We start from the raw sequence: 21,539 nt of genomic DNA, 5'->3' as shown, positions 1-21,539 counted from the left end.
AACCTCTCTCGTAGGAGTACGCCATGCGCGCGAGGTTGCCAATGAAGCCCCGCGGTCTGGCTAGCCAGGCCCCACCATCACCCAATACCGCGTACGCTTCGTCACGCTCAGCGGAAAGCTGCGCTCCAGCGCAGCCAAGGCCAGGTCGGTGTCATCCACCGGAAACGCGCCGGATACTTTCAGCCCGGCCACACGCGGATCGCACTTCAACCAGCCCAGGCGATAACGGCCCAGCTCACCGATCAATTCACCCAGCGGCTTGTCGATGGCGATCAGGCTGCCCTGTTGCCAGGCGGCGACCGAGGCATCGTTGGTGCGTGGCTGTTCGAGACGGTTGGCGTTGAAGCGCACGCGCTGGCCTGCTTCCAGGCGCAGCGGTGCAGCTATTCCAGGGACTTGCACCTCGACGGCTTTTTCCAGCACCGCCACTTCGCTGTCGCGCTCATCCGTGCGCACGGTGAAACGCGTGCCCAGCGCCCGCACCAGGCCATGCACGGTCTGCACCCGGAATGGCCGGCCCAGCGGATCGGGTGCGGTACTGACCAGCACTTCACCGCCATGCAATAGCAACAGGCGCTGGTTCGCGTCGAAGCGCGCGTCCACCGCGCTGCCGGTGTCGAGCATCAACTGGCTGCCATCGGCCAGCACGAACGCGCGTCGTTCGCCCACCGCCGTGCGGTAGTCGGCGCTCAAGCGTTGGCCCATGTCGCTACGCCAGCCCAGGGTCGCCAGGCCACCGGCCGATGCCAGCAGCACTACGCCGCGCAGCACGTTGCGGCGTGATTGCCCGGCAGCCGCCAGGGTGCTCGCCGCCAGTTGCCCCGGTACACGGGTCATCTGCTGGCGCACCGCTTCGATGCGTTGCCAGGCTCGCTGGTTGAGCGGATCGGCGGCCAGCCAGCGTTGCCAGGCCTGGCGTTCGCCTTCGTCGTTGGCTTCGTTGGCCAGGCGTGCGTACCACTGCGCCGCGCTGCGGATTGCTTCGCGTTCGGCGCTGCCCAGCTCTTCGAGTTCGCTCACAGGCCGGCCATCATCAGGCAGCAGTGTTCCATGGCCTTGGCCATGTGGTTGTTCACCGTACGCAGGGAAATGCCCAGGCGCTCGGCGATCTGGGCGTAGGTCAGGCCTTCGAGTTGGGAGAGGATGAAGGTCTGCTTCACCTTGCGCCCGAGGCCGTCGAGCATGCGCTCGATCTGCACCAGGGCTTCGAGCAGCAATGCCTGTTCTTCCAGCGATGGCTGCGCCGCTTCCGGCAAGTTGGCCAGGGCGTCGCGGTAGGCCTGTTCCAGCGAGCGGCGGCGGTACAGGTCGATGACCAGGCCACGGGCGATGGTCGCCAGGTAATGGCGTGGTTCGCGCACGGACTCGGTGCTGCGCGCCAGCAGCACGCGGACGAAGGTGTCCTGGGCCAGGTCGGCGGCATCGGCGGAATTGTTCAGGCGCTGGCGCAACCAGCCGCGCAGCCAGCCATTGTGTTCGCGGTACAACGCGTCCAGCCCGGCGTGGGCCGGATCGAGCGTGGACATTCCCGCCTCCCTGTCGTTATGTGATGCAAATAAGAATTCGTCGCAAGTGTAATGAGCCGAGGATCGAATGGGAATTGGCAATCGAACTGAAAGCGCCCGGTGAGTGCAGAAAGGTACGCGCCGATCATTCTGCCGGACCGCTCTACTTCGAGCTTCCGGCTGCAGTCTTCCGGCTATCTCTAAGCTAGTTCCAAAAAGTTATTGGTTTGAATTTTGTTATAACCATAAATTCCTCCCTAACAAGGCCGGAGCCACAGGGGCACGGCAACGACTGGCCGCCAACGCCAGCATTTTCTTGAGGGGATCGAACGTGAAGCACGCCATAAAAACCCTGCTGCTCGCCGTCGTTGCAGCCACCGGCATCCAACAGGCCAACGCCGACGACATCGTCATCGGTTACCAGACCGGTGTGGACCCCTCGAAAGTCGCCCAGGCCGACGGTGCCTATGAAAAAGCCATCGGCCAGAAACTCGACTGGCGCCGCTTCAATGCCGGCCCGGAAGTGGTCACCGCCCTCGCCTCCGGCGACGTGCAGATCGGCAACCTCGGTTCCAGCCCGCTGGCCGCCGCCACGTCACGCAAACTGGACCTGGTGACCTTCATCGTCTCCGCCCAGATCAACGCCGCCGAGGCCCTGGTTGTGCGTAACGGCAGCGGCATCGACAAGCCCGAGCAACTGCTCGGCAAGACCATCGCCACGCCGTTCGTCTCCACCTCCCACTACAGCCTGCTGGGCGCGCTCAAGCACTGGAACATCGACCCGACCAAGGTGAAGATCGTCAACCTCAACCCGGCCGAGATCACCGCCGCCTGGAAGCGTGGCGACATCGACGGTGCCTTCGTCTGGTCGCCGGCCCTGGGCGAGATCAAGCGTGACGGCAGGGTGCTGACCGATGCCGCCGAAGTCGGCAAGTGGGGCGCGCCGACCTTCGAAGTCTGGGTCGCGCGCAAGGACTTCGCCGAGAAGCACCCTGAAGTGGTATCGCAATTCGCCAAGGTCACCCTCGACGCCTTTGCCGATTACCAGGCCCACGTCGACCAGTGGAACGCCGACTCCGAGCAGGCCAAGAAGATCGCCAAGCTGATCGGCGCCAACCCGGCCGACGTGCCGGAACTGCTCGCCGGTTCCAGCTACCCGACCGCCAAGGAGCAGGTCAGCCCGGCCCTGCTCGGCGGTGGCACCGCCAAGGCGATTGCCGGTACCGCCGAGTTCCTCAAGGAACAGAAACGCATTCCTGCCGTGCTCAAGGACTACTCGCCCTACGTCAGCGCGAAATACATCCAGGCGCAGTGACACCGATTTAGCTTCAAGCCACGACTGCCCCTCTTCGGAGGGGCTTTTTTAAATTTGCCCATGACAGTCTGTGTTGGTTCGTAGGGTGGATGACGCTGTTTTCATCCACCATTTCTCCGAGTCGGTGGTGGATGAACAAAGCGTCATCCACCCTACGAAAGGCCAAGCGTCGTCATGAGGAGGAATCGTCATGAGCCGTCTCACCGTCGAACATGCCGGCCTGAGTTTCAGCCGACGCGGCCATTCCCAGGTGATCCTGAACAACCTGAATCTCGACATCGAGAAAGGCGCCTCAGTGGTCGTGCTCGGCCCGTCCGGTTGCGGCAAGTCGAGCCTGCTCAACGTGCTGGCCGGCTTCCAGCCGCTCGATCACGGCCGTGTGCAGCTCGACGGCCGCACCCTGGAAGGCCCTGGCGGCGAGCGCGGCGTGGTGTTCCAGGACGACGCCCTGCTGCCCTGGCTGGATGCCCTCGACAACGTCGCCATCGGCTTGCGCCTGCGCGGCTTGGGCAAGGCCGAACGGCATGCGCGGGCGCGTCAGGTACTGGAGCTGGTCGGCCTGGCCAATCACGCCCATCACCGCGTCACCGAACTGTCCGGCGGTCAGCGCCAGCGTCTCGGCCTGGCCCGCGCCTTGGCGGTCGATCCGGAGTTCCTGCTGCTCGACGAACCCTTCGGCGCCCTCGATGCCTTGACCCGCGAGCGCATGCAGGTCCTGCTGCTGGATGTGTGGAAACGCACCGGCAAGGGCCTGTTCCTCATCACTCACAGTGTCGACGAGGCGCTGTTCCTGGCCACCGACCTGATCGTGCTCGACGGCCCGCCCGCGCGGATCGCCGGCCGTTACGAGGTGCCGTTCGCCCGTCGCTACGTGGCCGGCGAATCCGTGCGCTCGATCAAGAGCGACCCGGCTTTTGGCGAATTGCGCCAGGAGCTTCTCGATCACTTCCTGCAAGAGGCCGCCGAACATGCCCTCTGAAACCCTGCAATCCGCCGCCACGAGGCCAACCCCTTGCCGGCGCCGTATCGGTCTCGACCGCCAGCGCGTGGCCGCCTTCGGCACCGTCTTCGCCCTGGCCGCGCTGTGGTGGCTGGCGACCCACCTGGGCTGGGTCGACACCGTGTTCCTGCCGGCGCCCGAGCAGTTGGTCGAGGCCGCCAAGGGCCTGTTGCAGGACGGCTACCTCGACGCCACTGTGTGGCAGCACCTGGGGACCAGCCTGTGGCGCGTGACCCTGGCGGTGCTCGCCGCAGTGCTGGTCGCCGTGCCGCTGGGCATCGCCATGGGCCTGAACCCGACGCTCAATGCCGCCCTCGACCCGCTGGTGGAGTTCTACCGGCCGATCCCGCCGCTGGCCTACCTGCCGCTGATGGTGATCTGGTTCGGCATCGGCGAGCTGTCCAAGGTGTTGCTGATCTTCCTCGCCCTGTTCGCCCCGCTGTTGATCGCCACCGTCGGCGGTGTACGCCGCGTCGACCGTTCGCGCATCCAGGCCGTGCGTTGCCTGGGCGCGACCCGTGCGCAGATCGTCCGTCACGTGATCCTGCCCAGCGCCCTGCCGGACATCCTCACCGGCCTGCGCATCGCCCTGGGCGTGGGCTGGTCGACCCTGGTCGCCGCCGAACTGATCGCCGCCAACCAGGGCCTGGGTTTCATGGTCCAGTCGGCCGCGCAGTTCCTCGCCACCGACGTGGTGGTAGTCGGCATCCTGCTGATCGCGGCCATTGCCTTGAGCATCGAGCTGGGCCTGAGGGCGTTGCAGAAGCGCTTCGCCTCCTGGGATTGAAACCGCGTATTGGGACTGAATAGAGACAGACCATGACCATCCAATTCGAACGTATCGGCCAGGCCCTCGGCGCCCGCGTAACCGGCGTCGACCTGAGCCAGCCGCTGGACGCCGAAACCTACGCGACCCTGCGCCAGGGCCTGCTGGAGCACCAGGTGCTGTTCTTCCGTGAGCAGTTGCTGACCCCACGCCAGCAGCGTGACGCCGCCGCGCTGTTCGGCGACCTGCACATCCATCCGATCTACCCGAAGATCGAGGAGCAGCCGGAGATACTGGTGCTCGACACCGAGCTCAACGACCTGCGCGACAACGCCTTGTGGCACTCCGACGTGTCATTCATCGAACGCCCTTCGCTGGGTTCGCTGCTCAGTGCGCGCCTGGTGCCGCCGCACGGTGGCGACACGCTGTGGGCCAGTTGCTCGGCGGCTTACGAGGCGCTGTCCGCGCCGATCCGCCAGCTACTCGACGGCCTCGTCGCGCTGCACGACCTGACCCTGTCCTTCCCCCTGGAGCGCTTCGGCACCACGCCGGATGCCCTGGAGAAATGGAACGCCGCCCGCGCCGCCAACCCGCCGGTGCAACAGCCGGTGATTCGCATACACCCGGAAACGGGCAAGAAGGGTCTCTTCGTCAGCGAAGCCTTCACCACCCGCATCGTTGGCCTGGAGCCGGGGGAAAGCGATGCGTTGCTGCAGATGCTGTTCAAGCACATCGCCAAACCCGAGTTCAGCGTGCGCTGGCAATGGCGCCAGGGCGACCTGGCCTTCTGGGACAACCGCCTGACCCAGCACTACGCCTGCGACGATTACCGACCGCAACGGCGGATCATGCACCGGGCGACGATTCTCGGGGACAAGCCGTTCGGGTCTGCGGGCAGCGGCAAGCCATAAGCATGAAGCGGCAAGAGAAAAAGCCCCGGGTGTATGGGAATGGGCCGTGCTATGGCCGGGTGGGAAGCCGGTCAAGGTGGAACAGCAGCGCATCGCCCAGGGCGGGCGCCAGCAGCGAGGGGTGGGTTTCCTCCGGGAATGCCCGGTAGCGCACGGCGACTTTCCCGCTTGCCGCGAGTCGCTGCGCGACCAGGTGGGCGGAGTATTCGGCGGTGGCGCGCACGTCGGAACGGGCATGCCGTTCTGCGCCGGAATTTTCGATCAGCAGGTGGATCGGCGGCGCTCCGCTTGCGGCCGGCGTTTCGCGAAAGCGCGCTTCGTCGTCGAGAATCGAGCCCTGGTTCCACCAGATCGACGGATCGGCGGCGACGTAGCGGCTGAACAGCTGGGGCCGTCGGTAGAGCGCGTAGAGGGTGAACAGGCCGCCCAGGGAGTGCCCGAACAGGGTTTGCCGCGTGGGGTCCAGCGGGACGCGCCGGGCCAGGGCGCGCGGCAGTTCGCCGGCGATGAAATCGAGGAACGCTGCCCTGCCCCCGGTGGCCCGGTCGCTGCGGCGGTCGCCGAAATGCTCGGCCGGGGTGACGGGCGTCAGGTCGAAAAAGCGCCGCTCGCTGTCGAAGCGGTAGGCGCTCGGGTAGCCGAGGCCCACGATGACCACTGGCGCATCCGGCGCCAGGGCCTCGCGGGCGCGCCAGAGCAGTGGGAAGGCGGCATTGCCGTCGAGCGCGATGAGCGCCGAATAGCCGCTGGCGGGCGCCGCCACCCGGGGCCGTCCGACGAAGATGCGCCAGGGCGCGGCGGCAGGGCCGAGGTCGAAGCGGTCGACGCGCGGGTCGTCGATCACCTCGGCCGGCTGCCGGTCGCCACGCGGCTCGGCGGCCAGCCGACCGGCCAGTGGGAGCGCGGCGAGCGCGCACAGGATGCTTCTGCGGGAAACGACCGTCACCTTGAGTTCTCCGATTGCGTGTCTATCACGGGCCTTATGCGCCGCCGTTTCAGAAGCGGTGCGTCAGCGCCAGCGTGAGGGTGCGCGGCTCGCCACGGAAGTTGAACACCGCGGTGGTTCCCACGCGCATGTAGTAGTCCTTGGCGAGGGCGTTGGCGAGGGCGAGGCGCAGGTCGGTGCTGGCGCCCAGCTTTCGCTTCGCCAGCAGGTCGAGCACTGCATAGCCAGGGGCCTTGATCGTCGTGCTGCCGGAAACGCTGGAGAACTCGGACATCGCGCGCAACTGGCCGCCTAGGCTCCAGCCGGCGAGGGTGCCGTCGTTGATGTCCTGGAGCAGGCCGACTTTCAGCATGTGGCGCGGCGTGTAGCTGGAATAGACCTCGCCGGCGTCCTCGCCCTTGCTGTATTCGGTCTCGTTGTAGGTGTAGCCCGCCGACAGGTGCAGGTTGTCGTGGAACTCGCCGGCGGCGGTCATCTCCACGCCGCGCGAGCGTACTTCGGCGGCCGCGCTGTAGACCCCGGTCGTCACCAGTTGTGCGACGTTCTCCTGGCGCAGGTCGAAGACCGCTGCCGTCAGGTTCAGGCCGTCGAACTCCGACTTCAGGCCGATTTCGTACTGGCCCGAGGTCAGCGGCTCCAGGGTATTGCCGTCTTCGTCCTGGTAGGACTGCGGCTGGAAGATTTCCGAATAGCTGGCATAGAGCGTGATCGCTTCCGTCAGGTCGTAGGTCAGCCCGGCGAAGGGCGTTGCCTCGCCGCTTTCGTGCAGCTTGGCGACACTGCCGGTGAGGCGGTTGGTCGAGGTGTTGTCGTACCACGAGGTTCGCGCACCAACGATCAGCGCCAGCGCGTCGGTCGGCTTGACCCGTAGTTGGCCGTACAGGCCCTGGGTGGTCGTTTCGCTGCGGGTGATGCTGGCCCAGCTCACCTGCGGCTGGGCCACGTTACCGACGTCCCAGTCGTCCAGGTCCCAACTGCCGGCGATCGCGCCGTTCGCCGTCTTGGTGGTCGCGTCGCTCTTCTCGGCGTCGCCGCCGACGATCACGCTGCTTTCCCAGCCGCCGAGGACGAAGGGCAGTTCGGCGTGGGCGTCGAGCGCGGTCGAATCGCTTTCCCACTCGCGGGCCAGCCAGCGCAGGCCGCTGACCGTGTTGTCGGCGCTCGCCGCCGAGCCGGCCCAGGCGTACAGGTAGTCCGAGGTATGCCGCGACTGGCGCAGCGCCAGCTTGGCCCGCGCGCCGTTGTCGAAGTGTTGCTCCAGGGCGAACACCGCGTTGTTGATGTCGTTGTCGAAGCGGTTCCAGTCCGCCGCGCTGGTGGCGTCGTCATCGATCCAGACCAGGCTGCCGTCGGCGTAGGTCGGCAGGCCGTTGAACGGCTTGATGTCCTTTTCCATGTGGCTGAGCGAGAGGCTGGCGAGCGTGTCGGGGGTGATGTCCCAGGCGAGCGTGCCGTAGAGCGAGTCCACGCCATTTTCCGTCTTGTCGATGAAGCCGTCGCCCGCGCTGTGGGCGAGGACCGCGCGGCCGCGCAGGGTGCCTTCGGCGTTCAGCGCGCTGCCGTAGTCGAGTTCGCCGCGATAACGGCCGTTCTCGTCCGTCTCGGCCGAGACGTAGCCGCCCGGCTCGCTGCGGTTCGCCTGCTTCAGACGCATGTTCATCGTCCCGGCGGGCGAGCCGGAGGCCGTGAAGAGCCCCGCCGGTCCCTTGAGTATCTCGATGTGGTCGATCGTCGACAGGTCGGGCTGCGTGGCGTTGATCGAGGACTCGCCCATTGGCAGGCCGTCGTAGTAGAGCCGGTCCAGCTCGAAGCCGCGCAGGTAGATCGACGAGCGCCCTTCGTCATTGGCCCAGACCAGCACCCCGGGCACGTCTTGCAACGCCGAGTCCAGCGAGGTGTAGCCATTGGCGCGGATTTGCGCGTTGGTCACGACCGAGATCGATTGCGGCACTTCGCGGTGGGATACAGCGGCCTTTTCACCCACCGAGATGAGGTCTGTGGTGTAGCTGTTCGAGTCTTCGGTCTCGTAGCTGGAGCCGGCTATGTTCGTCGTCCCTATCTCCAGCACCTCGCCGCTCGCCGGTGTCGGTTCCAGCACGTAGCCGCCGTCGGCCTCGACTGCGCGCAGGCCGCTGCCTTGCAGCAGGCGGGCCAGGCTCTCGTCCACCGCGTAGCTGCCGTCGAGCCCCGGGCTGCGTTTGCCGGCGGTGAGCTGGGCGTCTACCGAGAGCAGGATGCCGGCGGCGCTGGCGAAGCGGTTCAGCGCCTGGTCCAGCGGGCCGGCGGGGATAGCGTAGGCGTGGGCTTGCCGGGCGCCGGCGCCAGCGGCCTGGGCGGTGGCGGCCAGGGCCAGCGGCTGGGCGGCGAGCAGGCTGGCGAACAGGGTATGGCGGAGCGCTTGGCGGGGCGAAATGGGCAGATGTGGCATTCTGGATGGTCCTCTTGAGAATGCTTCTTAGGTGATGTTCAAGAGGTATCCCGAGCGAGTCGGCGAAACCGACAAGGCTTTTTTGAAAAAAGTTGTCAGTTGCAAGTGAACGCAGAGCGAGTGCGTGTTCAGGTGCTTTCGCTCCGACTTGAGGCTTGTCGCTCACCTGGGGACGAGCGTGATCCAGTAGCGGCTCAGGCGGTGTATTTCAATCGGCAGCGACTGTTGCAGGGCGGCCAGTACGCGGTTGGTGTCGTCCAGGGGGAACACGCCGGTCAGCTCCAGCCTGGCCACGACCGGGTCGCAGCGCAGCAAGCCGGGGCGGTGGCGGGACAATTCGGCGATGAAGCGGCCCAGCGGCATGCGTTCGGCCACCAGGCGCCCGTCGCTCCAGGCGATGGCGTTGACATCCGCCTTGCCGACCTGGCCGAGGCGTTCGGCGGAAAACCAGCGTTGCTGCCCCGCGTGCAAACGCACCGCCTGTAATCGGCGCGGACGTAGCTCCAGCTCGCCTTCGTAGAGTTCGACGCGGCTGCCGCCTTCGGTTTCGTAGATGGAAAAACGCGTGCCCAGCGCCTGGATTTCCCCCGCGGCGGTTGCCACGATCAGCGGGCGCCCGGCCGGGTCCTTGCCGCTGTCGAGCAGCAGTTCGCCACGCAGCAACTCGATGCGCCGTTCGTTGGTGCTGTAGCGGATGTTCACCGCGCTGCCGCTGTTCAGGCTCAGTTGGCTGCCGTCGGCCAGGGTGCGTTGCAGACGCTCGCCGGTGCCACTGCGCAGGTCGGCCAGGGTTTCGCGCCAGGGCACTTGCGACTGGGCGACATAGCCACCGGCGCCGGCCATCAGCAGCAGGCCGAGCAGCTTGAGGGTCTGGCGTTTGCGCGCATCGGGCATCTCGCGCAGCACGCTGCTGGCGGTGGCGGCTGGCACGCCGGCCAGGGTGCTCTGCAGATGCTCCAGGCGTTGCCAGGCCCGGGAATGTTCGGGATCGGCTGCACGCCAGTCAGCGAAACGCTGGCGCTGTTCGGCGTCCAGTTCACCGCCCCAGTGCAGCATCAGCCAATGGCTGGCCTGCTCGACGATGGCCGGGGCGATGGGCCCTTCGCTGGCGCGTTTCATTCGGCGTACAGCACCTGGTAGCAGGCGCCGATCGCCCGCTGCATGTATTTCTGCACCGAGCTGACGCTGACCGCCAGGCGCTCGGCGATCTCGGCGTAGCCCAGGCCTTCGAACTGCGACAGGAGGAAGGCTTCACGCACCTTGGCTGGCATGGCATCGAGCATGGCGTCGATCTGCAGCAGGGTCTCGATTACCATGGCGCGCGTCTCCAGCGACGGCGACTCGGGTTCCGGCAGGCTGGCGATGCTGTCGAGGTAGGCTTGTTCGATGCGCTGGCGGCGCCACTGGTCGATGATCAGGTTGCGGGCGATCTGCGCCAGGTAGGCACGCCCTTCTCCCAGTCCGGGCATGCGCCGGCTGACCAGCAGGCGCAGGAAGGTGTCCTGGGCGATGTCGGCGGCATGCTCGCGATCACCCAGGCGCTTGCGCAGCCAGCCCTGCAGCCAGCCATGGTGGTCGCGGTAGAGCGTGTGCAGATCCGGCGCCGTATCGGGGTACGTCATCAACCCCGCCTCCCTCGTCAATATTGCGAATAAGAACGTGTCGCAATTCTAGTCTTGCCGAGTGCGGGTTGGGAATGGGTTGGGGCGAGCGTCGAGAAAAGCGCTGGATGCCGGGCGGGTAACGCATTGCGCGCGACCCGCTCGCTGCAATGACCGGTTGCTGTTTAGAAATCACCCCGCAAGGTCAGCATGTAGCTGCGCGGCTCGCCATACAGGTTGACCCGGTCGAGGCCGTCGGCGGATGAGTAATACTTGCGGTCGAACAGGTTTTCCCCTGTCAGGCTGACCTGCCAGTGCGGATCGAGTTGCCAGGCCACTCGCGCATCCCAGATCGCCCTGCCGGCCGCGCCGTATTTTCTTCCGGTCGAGGTTTCGTTTTCGTAGCGTGACTGGGCGGATACGCCACCGCCCACCGTCAGGCGGTTCCAGGCGCCGGGCAGGTTGTAGCTGGTGGACACGCGCGCCAGGTGCTTGGGGGTGTCGCTGGAAATCGGGCCACCGTTGCTGCTGCGGGTCATGTTGTAGGTGTAGCCGGCCAGCACCTGCAAGCCCGGCAGCACTTCGCCGCTGGCTTCGACGTCGAAGCCCTTGCTGCGCTGGATGGTGCCGTTCATGTAGCAGGTGCCATAGGCATCGTTCCAGGTGCATCCGCTGTTGGCGGCATCTTCCACGGATACGTCTTCCTGTTTGACGTAGAACATCGCCAGGGAAAGATTCAGCCTCTTGTCGAACAACTCGCCCTTGATACCGGTTTCGTAGTTGGCGCCGATCGCGGGATCGAGCGGAGAGCCGTTGGCATCGCGGTAGTTGCTCTGCGGCATGAAGATATCCGCGTAGCTCGCGTACCAGGACCAGTTCGAGTCGATGTCGTAGACCAGTCCGGCGAAGGGCGTGAACTGGCCGGTTTCCTTGGTCACGTAGTCGCCATCGTTGAGTTTGTAGTCGAAGTCATAGTTGTACCAGCTGACGCGACCGCCCAGGATCAGGCTCAATGGCTCGGACAGGTGCAGCCGGGTATTGAGGTAGATCCCCGAGCGTTCGTCGACCAGGTTGGTGATGGATGTCCAGGCCGGGCGCGCGGGCTTGGCGAACGCGTGGTGGTCGACATCGAAGACGTTGGCGCTGACCCCGGAGAAGTAGATGTCCGCCATCTGGTCCTTGACCTTCTGGCGCGACCAGTTGGCGCCGACGGTGACCTGGTGAGTCAGGCCGAAGGCTTCGAAATTGCCGTCCAGATGGCTGTCCACGCCGCTGCTGTTCACATCGATGTGACGGAATTGCACGCCCCGGAAGGTCGAGCCGGTGAGCGTGGCCGGGTTGATCGCGCCTCGCGCATAGGCGATGGCCTGACTGATCGTACCTTCGGAATGGGTGATGGACGTGGTGCTGGTCCAGTCATCGTTGAAGCGATGGGCGACTTCCACGAAGGCTTCGTTCATGCGTGTCGCGTGGCTGTTCCAGTCCTGAACCAGCGCGGTCGAGCGCGATACGTCGAGGGCTCGGCCGTCACTGTAGCGGGGCAGGCCGAAGATCGAGTAGCCGTCGATCTTGCCGGTCTGGTGGCGCAGGCTGAGGGTCAGGGTGGTGTCGTCGGCGATATCCGCTTCGACGATGCCGTACAGCAGCGGGGTCTTCGATTGCTTTTCGTCGAGGTACGAACCCTTGTCTTCATAGGCGCCGACCAGGCGACCGCGCACGCTGCCTGATTCGTTCAGCTTGCCGCTGCCATCCAGATCCACGCGGTAGTTGTCCCAGGAGCCGGCCCGGGTCGTCACGGAGAAGCGGGGCTCCGCCGTCGGGCGCTTGCGCACCAGGTTGACGGCCCCGCCGGGGTTGCCGGCGCCGACCAGGACGCCGGAAGCGCCCCGCAGCACTTCCACACGGTCGAAGATCGCCATGTCCGGCGGCAACCAGCCCGTGACGGTATAGGCCTGCCCTGGCACGCCATCCATCAGGTAGCTTTCCTCGCCCAGCACGAAGCCCCGGGACTGGAACACATGGGCACCGTAGTTACGCTGGCTGAATGTCAGGCCGGGGGTCTTGGCCATGACCTGGTCCAGGGTGGTGAGGTTCTTGTCATCCATCACCTGGCGGGTCATGACCGTGACCGACTGCGGGGTTTCGCGGATCGATCGCGCCGCTTTGCCGATGCTCACCGCGCCGGTGGTGTAGGAGCCGGTGGCCTCGGTGGTTTCGCCGAGACCGCGGCTGTTGACACTGGTTACGCCCAGCTCCAGTGCGTCGCCTTCGTCATGCGGCGCCAGCAGATAGTCGCCGGTGCCGCTGCGCAGCACCTGTAAACCACTCCCCGCCAGCAGCCTGGCAAACCCCTGCTCGACGCTGTAGCTGCCCTGCAACCCCTGGCTGCTCTTGCCATTGGTCAACGCCGAATCGAACGACAGCACCACGCCCGCCTCGTTGGCGAACTGGCTGAGCACCGCGCCGAGCGGACCGGGGGCGATGGCGTAGGTTGGCGCCGGCGTTTCGGCGCGGGCCTGGCCGGCGTCGCCCAATAGCGGCTGGACGATGCTGCCGTGCAGCGCCAGCGTGGCGCCGAGGATAGCGATGGCGAGAGGTTTGTGGCGGTGCGGTTGGCGATTTCTCGTGTGCGGCATGAGGGCTCCTTCAAATGCCATGGGGCGATTTGCAGGAGAGGTCGAGCGAGCGTCGGCGAATCGACAATGGCAAATGAAAAATATTTTCACTTGCGCGGTTTCACGCTCACCCAGTAGCGCGTACGGGTCTCGATACGCACTGGCAGGGCCTGGGCGATGGCGGCCAGGGCGCGGTCAGTGTCGTCCAGCGGGTAGGCGCCGGACAGGCGCAGGCTCGCGATGTAGTCGGCGCAGCCGATGAAGCCGGGACGATAGCGCTGCAGCTCGGCCAGGGTGCGGTCCAGGCGCCAGTTATCGATGACCAGGCGGCCCTGGCTCCACGCCGTCTGGTTCGGCTCGGCGGCGTGCGGCGCCGGCAGCGGGCCTTGGTCGAAATCGAGTTGCATGCCGGCCTCCACGCGCACCTCGGTGGGATCCGCTGCGTTACGCACGGCGACGGCATGCTCCAGCACATTGAGGCGGGTGTGATCGTCGTACTGGCGCACGCTGAAGCGTGTGCCGAGGGCGCGCATTTCGCCGTGGGCGCTGCGTACCCTGAACGGACGCGGGTCCTTGGCCGTCTCGATGAGGATTTCGCCGGCGCGCAGGATGATCAGGCGTTGCGTCGGCTCGAAGCGAATGTCCACGGCGCTGGCGGTATTGAGTATCAGGCGGGTGCCGTCGACGAGGGCCAGGTCGCGTCGTTCGCCGGTACTGGTGCGCAGGTCGGCGAGCCAGACCGGCGCGTTTCGATAACCGCTCCAGCCCAGGCCGGAAACGCCGAGGCCAAGGACCAGGCCCTTGAGCAGCGTACGGCGGGTCGCTTGCACATTGCTGCCGAGGGTGCGACGTGCCAGCGGGCCGGGCAGCCCCTGCAACTCGGCCTGGAGATTCTCCAGGCGCTGCCAGGCCCAGCGATGCAGGTCGCTCTGCTGGTGCCAGGCCTGCCATTGCTGATGGATGTGCGCGCTGTCCGGCTCGGCACCGAGGCGCGCGTGCCACTGCGCCGCATCGCGCAACGCCAGGCGTTGTTCGGCGGGGCTCATCCTTCGGCGTCCAGGGCGAACAGCAGGCACTGCTCGGTGGCCCTGGCCATGTATTTGGTCACCGAACTGACCGATACCCCCAGGCGCTGGGCGATCTCGCTGTAGCCCAGGCCATCGAGCTGGGCGAACAGGAAGGCCTGGCGGACCCGTGGGCCGAGGCCGTCGAGCATGGCATCGAGTTGCAGCAGGGTTTCCAGCATCAGCACGCGCCGTTCCGGCGAGTATTCCTGCAGTTCCGGCTCCAGGGCCAGGGCTTGCAGATAACTCTGCTCCAGGGCACGCCGGCGCAGGTGATCGACCATCACCCGCTTGGCCACCGTGGCGAGGAAGCTGCGTGGCTCACGCAGTGGCTGGACGATGGTGGACGTGATCAGGCGGACGAAGGTGTCATGGGAAATGTCCTCGGCCCGCTCGCGGTCGCCCAGGCGCTTGCGCAGCCAGCCTTGCAGCCAGCCGGCGTGGTCGCGATAGAGCGAATCCAGCCCAGCGTGCGGTGACGCGTCGGGCACTCCTGTGGACATCCGGCCCTCCGCCAGTCATACGATGCAAATAGGAATTCGTCGCAAGTGTAATGTTCGGCGGCGGGATTGGGAATGGCGCAGCCGCTGCCAGGTTGCGAAAGGAGGAGGTGCGCAGTGTTGGGAAAGGCGCTCCCACACGGTCGTGCGGGAGCGCTCGGGGCGATTCTAGAAATCGCCGCGCAGGGTCAGCATGTAACTGCGTGGCGCGCCGAAAATGTTGCCGCGATCGAGTGCCGGGGCCGACAGGTAGTAACGCCGGTCGAAGAGGTTTTCGCCGTTTACCGCAACGCTCCAGTGCCTGTCGATCTTGTAGGCAACGCGAGCATCCCAGATCGCATAGCCGTTGACGCCGTATTCCACGCCATTGGTGACATTGCTGAATCCGGATTGGGCGGAAACGCCAAGGCCCATCGACAGGCGCTGCCACTCGCCCGGCAAGGTGTACATGGAACTGAGGCGGGCCATGTGTTTCGGCGTGTCGGTGCTCAGCGGCGTCGACGAACTGCTGCGGGTCATGTTGTAGGTGTAGCCACCCATGAGCTGCAGGCCCGGCAGCAACTCGCCGCTGGCCTCGATATCGACGCCCTTGCTGCGCTGGGTGGTGACGTTGAAGTAGCAGGTGCCCGCCGAGTCGTTGGATGGGCAAAGGCCGGCGTTGGCCTGGTCGATGCCGTAGACGTCCTCCTGCTTGATGTAGAACAACGCCAGCGACAGGTTCAGTTGCTTGTCGAACAGCTCGCCCTTGATACCGGTTTCGTAATTGGTGCCGACCGCCGGATCGAGCGGGGAACCATTCACGCTGCGATAGTTGGCCTGGGGCTTGAAAATGTCCGCGTAGCTGGCGTACCAGGACCAGTTCGCGTCGATGTCGTAGATCAGCCCGGCGAATGGCGTGAACTCGCGCGTCTGCTTGTTCTCGTAGTCGCCAGTGCCGAGCTTGTCGTCGTAGTCATAGTCGTACCAGCTCAAGCGGCTGCCCAGCACCAGGCTCAGCGGTTCGGCCAGATGGATACGGGCATTGGCATAGATGCCCTTGCGTTCTTCGGTGTACTCGCTGATCTGCGACCAGGCGGGGCGTGTCGGCTTGGCGAGGGCATCATGGTTGACGTCGAACACGTTGACCGGCGTGCCGTTGATCCCCGTGCTGACCACCGCTCGCTTGGTGGTGAGGTCGTGTTCCGACCAACTGGCGCCCAGATTGACTTGATGGATCAGGCCGAAAGCCTCGAAGTTGCCTTCCAGAAAGCTGTCGATGCCGTTGCCCTTCATGCTCACGTCGCGATATTCCACGCCGCGATAGGTGGACCCAACCTGGGTGAGCGGGTTGATCGCTCCCTGGGCATAGGCGGTCGCCGAGGCGAAGTCTGCCTCCGAATGCACCAGCGTGGTCTTGCTGGTCCAGCGGTCGTTGAAGCGATGGGTCAACTCGGTGAAGACTTCATCCGTCTCGCTGTCCTTGTAGGCCCAATCCGGAGCGAGCGACGTGGAGCGGGAGATATCCAGCGAGTGGCCATTGTTGTAACGCGGCAGGTCGTAGATGGAGTAGCCGTTCAGATGGGTACGCTGGCGGCGCACGCTCAGGGCCAGGGTGGTGGCGTCGCTCAGGTCCGCCTCGACGATGCCATACAGCAGCGGGGTCTCCGACTCCAGGCCGTCGATGTAGGAACCCTGGTCTTCGTAAGCGGTGACGAGGCGCCCCCGCAAGGTCCCCTGCTCGTTGAGGCGGCCACTGCCGTCCAGGTCCATGCGGTAGGTGTCCCAGGAGCCGACGCGGGTGGTGATGGAGAACTGCGGCTCGGCAGTGGGGCGCTTGCGTACCAGGTTGATCGCGCCGCCCGGGCTACCGGCGCCGACCAGCATGCCGCTGGCGCCGCGCAGGACTTCGACCCGGTCGTAGTAGGCCATGTCCAGCGGCATCCAGGCGGTCATGTTGTAGGACTGGCCGGGGATGCCATCCATCAGGAAGGCTTCTTCCCCCAGGACGAAGCCACGGGACTCGTACTGGTGCGAGCCGAAGTTGCGCTGAGTGAACGACAACCCTGGCGTCTTCGATAGCACCTGGTTCAGGCTGGTGAGGTTCTTGTCGTCCATGACCTGACGAGTAACCACTGTTACCGATTGCGGCGTTTCCCGGAGCGATTGGGCCGACTTGCCGATGGTCACCGCCCCCGTGGTGTAGGAGCCCGTACCTTCCGTGATGGTGCCCAGCCCGCGGGCATTGACGCTGGTCGCCCCCAGTTCCAGTGCCTTGTCGCCATCCGCCTTGCCTGTCGGGATCACGCTGAAACTGCCGCTCGGGGTGACGAACAACTGCAGGCCGCTGCCGGCCAGTGCCTGCTGCATGGCCTGCACGCTGCTCATTTCGCCATGCACCGCTGGCGCCTGCTTGCCAGCAACCAGCGCCGGGTCGAGAGAGATTACCTGGCCGCTTTGCCGGGCGATGGCGTTGAGCGTGTTGGCCAGGCTGTCGGCCGGCAGGTCGAAACGCTGCGCCTGTTGCTGGCTGGCCGGCTCGGCCCAGGTGACGGCGAAAGGTACGGCTGCCAGCGATATGGCGAGGGCCAGAGGCCAGGGTCTGAACACGTCGATACTCCTGAATTTTATGTGTTGTCAGGAGAGAGGTGGGACGAGCGCGGAAAATAGGACAGGGGAAAGCAAAAAAACTTCAGGCCTCAAGCTGCAACCAGACGCGACATACGAACTACTGCCTAGGGTCTGTTGCCGTTTCGTCGCGACAACGCGGCTTGCGCCGAAACGGCAACAGACCCTAGCGCTTGCGGCTCCCTTGTCATTTGCCTTCGACCAGGGTGAGCCATCCACCATAGCGCTCGATCCGGATCGGCAGGGTCTCGGCCAGGGCGGTGAGGGCACGCTCGGGGTCGTCCAGGGGGAACACACCCTGAACCCGCAAGTTGCGTGCCCTGGGGCTGACGCGGATGAAGCCGGAACGATAGGGACGCAGCGCGTCGATCACGCTGGCCAGGGGCTCGTCGATCACGCTGAGGCGACCGTCGACCCAATCGGCGCGATAGGCCTGGCCGGACGACAACGGTTCGATGTGTTGCGCATGCAGCAACGCGCCTTCACCTTCACCCAGAACCAGTACGTTGCCGCTGGCCAGGCTGACACGTACGCTGTGCTCCAGCACCACCACGCGAGTGCTCTGCGCCTTCTGCTCCACCAGGAACCGCGTACCCAGCGCCCGCGTTTCTCCCTGCGCGCTGCGCACGATGAAAGGTCGCGTCGGATCGGCCGCCACGTGCACCACCAGGGCGCCACGGCGCAGATGCAGCAGGCGGCGTTGGGCGGAGAAGTCCAGGTCCACGGCGCTGTCGGCATTCAGGCTCAGGCGGCTGCCGTCGGCCAGCGACAGGGTGCGGCGCTCGCCGGTGCCGGTGCGCAGATCGGCAAGGCGTGCGCGCCCGGCATCGCTGCGGGCGGCGAGCCAGAGGCCGCCGCCCAGCAGGCCAAGGCCGACCAGTCCGCGCAGAACGTCGCGCCGGCCAGGCTCGGCCTGCAGCAGGGTGTCGCGCAATGGCATCGGCGCCCGACGCAGTACATCGTAGGGTGAACCGAGACCGCGTTGCAGGTGCGCCCAGGCCTCGGCATGCGCCGGTTTTTCGTCCAGCCAGGCCTGGAAACGTGCCTGCTGGCCAGCCTCCGCATGCCCCGAGCGCAGACGTACCATCCAGGCGATGGCCTGTTCGGCGGCATCGTCCAGCACGACCCGGCTCATGGCTGCGCGCCGCTCAGGTAGCACTGGCGCAGGGCCTGGGTCATGTAGCGGCCAACGGTACGTTCGGAGACCTGCAGGCGCTTGCCGATCTCGGCATAGCTGAGGCCATCGAGCTGGCTGAGCAGGAAGGCCTTCTTCACTGCCACGGGCAGGCCGGCGAGCACGGCGTCGATGGCGGCCAGCGCTTCCAGCAGCAGGTGACGCTCTTCTGGCGAAGGGGCCAGTGCCTCCGGCAACAGGGCCAGGCGTTCGAGGTAGGCCTGTTCCAGGCGGCGTCGACGGTGGCGGTCGTAGATCAACCGGCGAGCGATGGTCGACAGGTAGGCGCGCGGCTGTTCGATGGTCGCCGGGTCGACCTGGGCCGCGAGCAACTGGCAGAACGTTTCCGCGGCGGTGTCTTCCGCATCCGCGCGATGGCGCAGTTGGCGCTGCACATGCTGCAACAGCCAGCGGTGATGGTCGCTGAAAAAGAACCCCAGCCTTGATGCCGACACTGATAGCAACCGTTTCTAATGAGAAATAGTCTCATTCTATATATTGCCTGCCATTGCCCGCAATCCATCAGATGCCGCGAACGTTTCGTCGATTCTGGCGGCACGGGATTCGAGATGGATTATCATTTTTGCCCGGCCTCGTTCGTCATATTTTCCAGAATGACATTGAAAGCCCATTGCAGAGCGGTTGCCTCCTGTAAAGAACACATCAGGTAACAATCCGTTGCGCGGATTTTCAATCTGGACTGCGGGTTTTTCGTCTCTCGTCCGTCTTGGAGGTATGCAGCCGGCCATTTTTATCCCGCGAAACATGTTGCGGAGTGGCCTAACTTTGCCCAGAGCCTCAGATCCTTCCATGAAATCGAACCTGTCCCCCTACGCGCGGGCCCTCCTGTCGCGCACCGTCGCCGCCATCTTCGGTGGTTACGCGCTGACCTGTGCCCTGGTCATTTTCCTCGGCGCGATCATTCCGCTGCCCAAGGGCCAGGCGGTCCTGGCCGCCTCGTTGGCGAGCTTCGCCATCTTCACCGCGATCATCATCTGGGCCTTTTCGGTCGAGAGCCTGCGCAAGCTGTGGCTGTGGCTGCTGATCCCGACGGTGCTGTTCACCGCCGCCGGTCTGCTGATAGGAGCTGGCGCATGAGCAAGGTCGAGCAGGGCGTGGCCCAGGGCGGTTTCCGCCAGATGATGGCCTGGTTGCACACCTGGGGCGCGCTATGGGCCTGCTGGGTGCTGTTCGTGATTTTTCTCACCGGCACCCTGGGTGTGTTCGACGAGCCGATCACTCGCTGGATGAAGCCGGAAATGCCCCAGGCTCGCGAGGCCATTGCCAGCGATGCGATGGACGATGGTTTCGACCGCCCGCTGATGGTGCGCATGGGCCAGGCTTTCCTGGAGAAGCAAGCGCCTTATGGCGAGTTCTGGGCCATCGGCCTGCCCTCCGACGAGGATCGGGCGATCCGGGTGTTCTGGGAAGGCGAGGACGAAGTGTTCCACAGCGAGCGGCTCGACGTGGAAACCGGCGAGGTACTGGCCAAGACCCTGGAGCGCGAGACCGAGGGCGGCCACCACTTCGTCCATATGCACTACGAGTTCCACGCTGGCGAGGCGGGTATCTGGCTGGTTGGCATCTTCACCATCGCCATGCTGGTGGCGCTGGTCAGTGGCATCGTCATCCACAAGCGCATCTTCAAGGATTTCTTCACCTTCCGCCCCGGCAAAGGCCAGCGCAGCTGGCTGGACGCGCACAACGCCATGTCGGTGCTGAGCCTGCCGTTCCAACTGATGATCGCCTACACCGGCCTGGCGACCTTTTACATGATCTACATGCCGGCCGGCATCGAAGCCCACTACTCCAGCAGCGAGGCCTATTTCGCCGACCTGCTGACCCAGCCCGAGCATCGTGAGCAGACTGGCGAACGTGCCGCGATGACGGCGCTGGATCAGGTCCTGATCAAGACTGAGGCGCAGTTGCAGCGTCCGGTCAGCTTCGTCAACGTTTCCCATCCCGGTGACGTCACCGCCACGTCCATGGCCTTCGGTCGATTCATCGAGAAACCTGGTGAATACCGCCTGCTTGGCAGCGGCAGTGGTCGGGCATCCTTCGACGCGGTGACCGGCGAACAGACCGATATCCAGATGCCGGGTGAGTTACGTGGTGGCGAGACCCAGAGCGTGCAGTCGGTGATGGCCAACCTGCACTTCGCCGGTTTCGGCGGCCATGCGGTGCGCTGGCTGTATTTCGTCTGTGGCATGGCCGGCGCGGCAATGATGGCCACCGGCGCCCTGCTGTTCATGATCAAGCGCCGCCAGCGTGCGCTGAACGAATTCGGCGAGCGCACCGCTGCCGTGTACCGGGTCATCGAAATCCTCAATATCGGCACCATTGCCGGCCTGTCGCTGGCCAGCATCGGTTTCCTCTGGGCCAACCGCCTGATCCCGTTGGGCATCGAGAACCGTCCGGAATGGGAAATCGCCGCTTTCTTCGCGCTCTGGATACTGACCTATGTCCATGCCAGCCTGCGTCCGGCGCGCAAGGCCTGGATCGAACAATTGATCGCCACCGCTGCCTTGTGCCTGCTGCTGCCGCTGCTCAACTGGATCGTTGTCGGTGATCAGTTCGTCAGCTACTTGCTGCGCGGCGACGGCGAGCGTGCCGGCGTCGAGCTGACGACCCTGCTTTTCGGCCTGCTCAGCCTGTACAGCGCCCGTCATGTCTGGCTCAAGGGCAAGGCGCCGGTAAAGCCGCGACGTAAACCTGCCCGTGCCGGCACCGCTGAAGTGGAGGTGGCGTGATGGAGGTTTCGTTCGCCACTGTCCTGGCCATCGCCCTTACCTATGCCGGCATGGGCGGCCTGTGCCTGGCCATGGACCGTCACCACACCCAGGTCTGGACGAAGAAGTCGCCGCACCTGCAACGCCTGTTGCGCGTTGTCGGCTGGGCCCTGCTGGTACTCGCTCTGTGGCCGTGCATCCGCGCCTGGGGCCCTTCGGTGGGCGTGGTGAACTGGATTGGTTTCCTTTCCGCCAGTGCGTTTGCGCTGGTGCTGATGTTGCCGTACTGGCCGAGAAGCGCTGCCCTGCTGGCGGGCGTGGCGACACTCGGTGGACTGCCCTTGCTGCTCTTCGGAGCAGCCTGACGCCTTAACTCAAGGA

Annotated in this window: 19 protein-coding genes; 7 read left to right on the top strand and 12 right to left on the bottom strand. The window is 65.4% G+C overall.

Annotated features, from left to right (window positions below; genetic code table 11):
* Nucleotides 1-60: 60 nt before the first annotated feature.
* Together ACSZPK_RS02515 and ACSZPK_RS02510 are read right to left on the bottom strand one after the other, a co-directional pair.
* Nucleotides 61-1,020, bottom strand: a complete 960-nt coding sequence (locus tag ACSZPK_RS02515; protein WP_437879810.1) for a FecR domain-containing protein — start codon at nt 1,018-1,020, stop codon at nt 61-63.
* Nucleotides 1,017-1,526, bottom strand: a complete 510-nt coding sequence (locus tag ACSZPK_RS02510; protein ID WP_437879809.1) for a sigma-70 family RNA polymerase sigma factor — start codon at nt 1,524-1,526, stop codon at nt 1,017-1,019. Before ACSZPK_RS02510 ends, ACSZPK_RS02515 begins: the two co-directional genes overlap by 4 nt.
* Before the next feature lie 310 nt (nt 1,527-1,836).
* Here ACSZPK_RS02510 and tauA point away from each other — a divergent pair, with 310 nt between their 5' ends.
* The 4 genes from tauA to tauD all read left to right on the top strand — a co-directional run bounded on the left by tauA (nt 1,837) and on the right by tauD (nt 5,497).
* Nucleotides 1,837-2,820 (top strand): taurine ABC transporter substrate-binding protein, encoded by a 984-nt coding sequence (gene tauA, locus ACSZPK_RS02505; RefSeq protein WP_437879808.1) that lies wholly within the window; start codon nt 1,837-1,839, stop codon nt 2,818-2,820.
* A gap of 190 nt (nt 2,821-3,010) precedes the next feature.
* The gene (locus ACSZPK_RS02500; RefSeq protein WP_437879807.1) at nt 3,011-3,799 is read left to right on the top strand and encodes a taurine ABC transporter ATP-binding protein; all 789 of its coding nucleotides are present in this window, start codon (nt 3,011-3,013) and stop codon (nt 3,797-3,799) included.
* On the top strand, nt 3,789-4,607 hold the full coding sequence (gene tauC / locus ACSZPK_RS02495; RefSeq protein ID WP_437879806.1) for a taurine ABC transporter permease TauC: 819 nt from the start codon (nt 3,789-3,791) through the stop codon (nt 4,605-4,607). Before ACSZPK_RS02500 ends, tauC begins: the two co-directional genes overlap by 11 nt.
* 32 nt (nt 4,608-4,639) lie before the next feature.
* Complete coding sequence (gene tauD, locus ACSZPK_RS02490) at nt 4,640-5,497, top strand: taurine dioxygenase (RefSeq protein WP_437879805.1); 858 nt, start codon at nt 4,640-4,642, stop codon at nt 5,495-5,497.
* 49 nt (nt 5,498-5,546) lie between these two features.
* Here the strand turns inward: tauD and ACSZPK_RS02485 are convergent, their stop codons facing one another.
* From ACSZPK_RS02485 to ACSZPK_RS02440, 10 genes are all read right to left on the bottom strand, one after another.
* A complete protein-coding gene (locus ACSZPK_RS02485; protein ID WP_437879804.1) occupies nt 5,547-6,443 on the bottom strand; it encodes an alpha/beta hydrolase in 897 nt (298 codons plus the stop codon).
* A 49-nt stretch (nt 6,444-6,492) separates the two neighbouring features.
* A complete protein-coding gene (locus ACSZPK_RS02480) occupies nt 6,493-8,871 on the bottom strand; it encodes a TonB-dependent siderophore receptor (RefSeq protein WP_437879803.1) in 2,379 nt (792 codons plus the stop codon).
* Between the two features lie 162 nt (nt 8,872-9,033).
* Nucleotides 9,034-9,990, bottom strand: a complete 957-nt coding sequence (locus ACSZPK_RS02475) for a FecR domain-containing protein (protein WP_437879802.1) — start codon at nt 9,988-9,990, stop codon at nt 9,034-9,036.
* The gene (locus ACSZPK_RS02470; protein ID WP_437879801.1) at nt 9,987-10,493 is read right to left on the bottom strand and encodes a sigma-70 family RNA polymerase sigma factor; all 507 of its coding nucleotides are present in this window, start codon (nt 10,491-10,493) and stop codon (nt 9,987-9,989) included. The genes ACSZPK_RS02475 and ACSZPK_RS02470 overlap by 4 nt, the downstream gene beginning before the upstream one ends.
* A 164-nt stretch (nt 10,494-10,657) precedes the next feature.
* Nucleotides 10,658-13,108, bottom strand: coding sequence for a TonB-dependent siderophore receptor (locus tag ACSZPK_RS02465; RefSeq protein WP_437879800.1), 2,451 nt, complete (start codon nt 13,106-13,108; stop codon nt 10,658-10,660).
* Between the two features lie 86 nt (nt 13,109-13,194).
* Nucleotides 13,195-14,133, bottom strand: coding sequence for a FecR domain-containing protein (locus ACSZPK_RS02460; protein ID WP_437879799.1), 939 nt, complete (start codon nt 14,131-14,133; stop codon nt 13,195-13,197).
* The gene (locus ACSZPK_RS02455; RefSeq protein WP_437879798.1) at nt 14,130-14,654 is read right to left on the bottom strand and encodes a sigma-70 family RNA polymerase sigma factor; all 525 of its coding nucleotides are present in this window, start codon (nt 14,652-14,654) and stop codon (nt 14,130-14,132) included. The genes ACSZPK_RS02460 and ACSZPK_RS02455 overlap by 4 nt, the downstream gene beginning before the upstream one ends.
* A 165-nt stretch (nt 14,655-14,819) precedes the next feature.
* Complete coding sequence (locus ACSZPK_RS02450; protein ID WP_437880269.1) at nt 14,820-17,015, bottom strand: TonB-dependent siderophore receptor; 2,196 nt, start codon at nt 17,013-17,015, stop codon at nt 14,820-14,822.
* A 427-nt stretch (nt 17,016-17,442) separates the two neighbouring features.
* Entirely contained in the window at nt 17,443-18,390 is a 948-nt protein-coding gene (locus ACSZPK_RS02445) for a FecR domain-containing protein (protein ID WP_437879797.1), read from the bottom strand.
* On the bottom strand, nt 18,387-18,893 hold the full coding sequence (locus tag ACSZPK_RS02440; RefSeq protein ID WP_437879796.1) for a sigma-70 family RNA polymerase sigma factor: 507 nt from the start codon (nt 18,891-18,893) through the stop codon (nt 18,387-18,389). Before ACSZPK_RS02440 ends, ACSZPK_RS02445 begins: the two co-directional genes overlap by 4 nt.
* A gap of 346 nt (nt 18,894-19,239) precedes the next feature.
* Here ACSZPK_RS02440 and ACSZPK_RS02435 point away from each other — a divergent pair, with 346 nt between their 5' ends.
* Genes ACSZPK_RS02435 through ACSZPK_RS02425 form a run of 3 tightly spaced genes read left to right on the top strand, consistent with a single transcriptional unit; the run spans nt 19,240 to nt 21,523 of the window.
* The gene (locus tag ACSZPK_RS02435) at nt 19,240-19,527 is read left to right on the top strand and encodes a hypothetical protein (protein WP_437879795.1); all 288 of its coding nucleotides are present in this window, start codon (nt 19,240-19,242) and stop codon (nt 19,525-19,527) included.
* The gene (locus ACSZPK_RS02430) at nt 19,524-21,179 is read left to right on the top strand and encodes a PepSY-associated TM helix domain-containing protein (protein ID WP_437879794.1); all 1,656 of its coding nucleotides are present in this window, start codon (nt 19,524-19,526) and stop codon (nt 21,177-21,179) included. The genes ACSZPK_RS02435 and ACSZPK_RS02430 overlap by 4 nt, the downstream gene beginning before the upstream one ends.
* Nucleotides 21,179-21,523, top strand: coding sequence for a DUF3325 domain-containing protein (locus ACSZPK_RS02425; RefSeq protein WP_437879793.1), 345 nt, complete (start codon nt 21,179-21,181; stop codon nt 21,521-21,523). The genes ACSZPK_RS02430 and ACSZPK_RS02425 overlap by 1 nt, the downstream gene beginning before the upstream one ends.
* The last annotated feature ends 16 nt before the right edge of the window (nt 21,524-21,539 follow it).

This window comes from Pseudomonas sp. LRF_L74, from assembly GCF_965644255.1.
In the GTDB taxonomy this organism is placed as follows: Bacteria; Pseudomonadota; Gammaproteobacteria; order Pseudomonadales; family Pseudomonadaceae; genus Aquipseudomonas.
The sequence above is the reverse complement of the archived record's forward strand: the minus strand, read 5'-3'. Positions and strand labels throughout refer to the sequence as shown.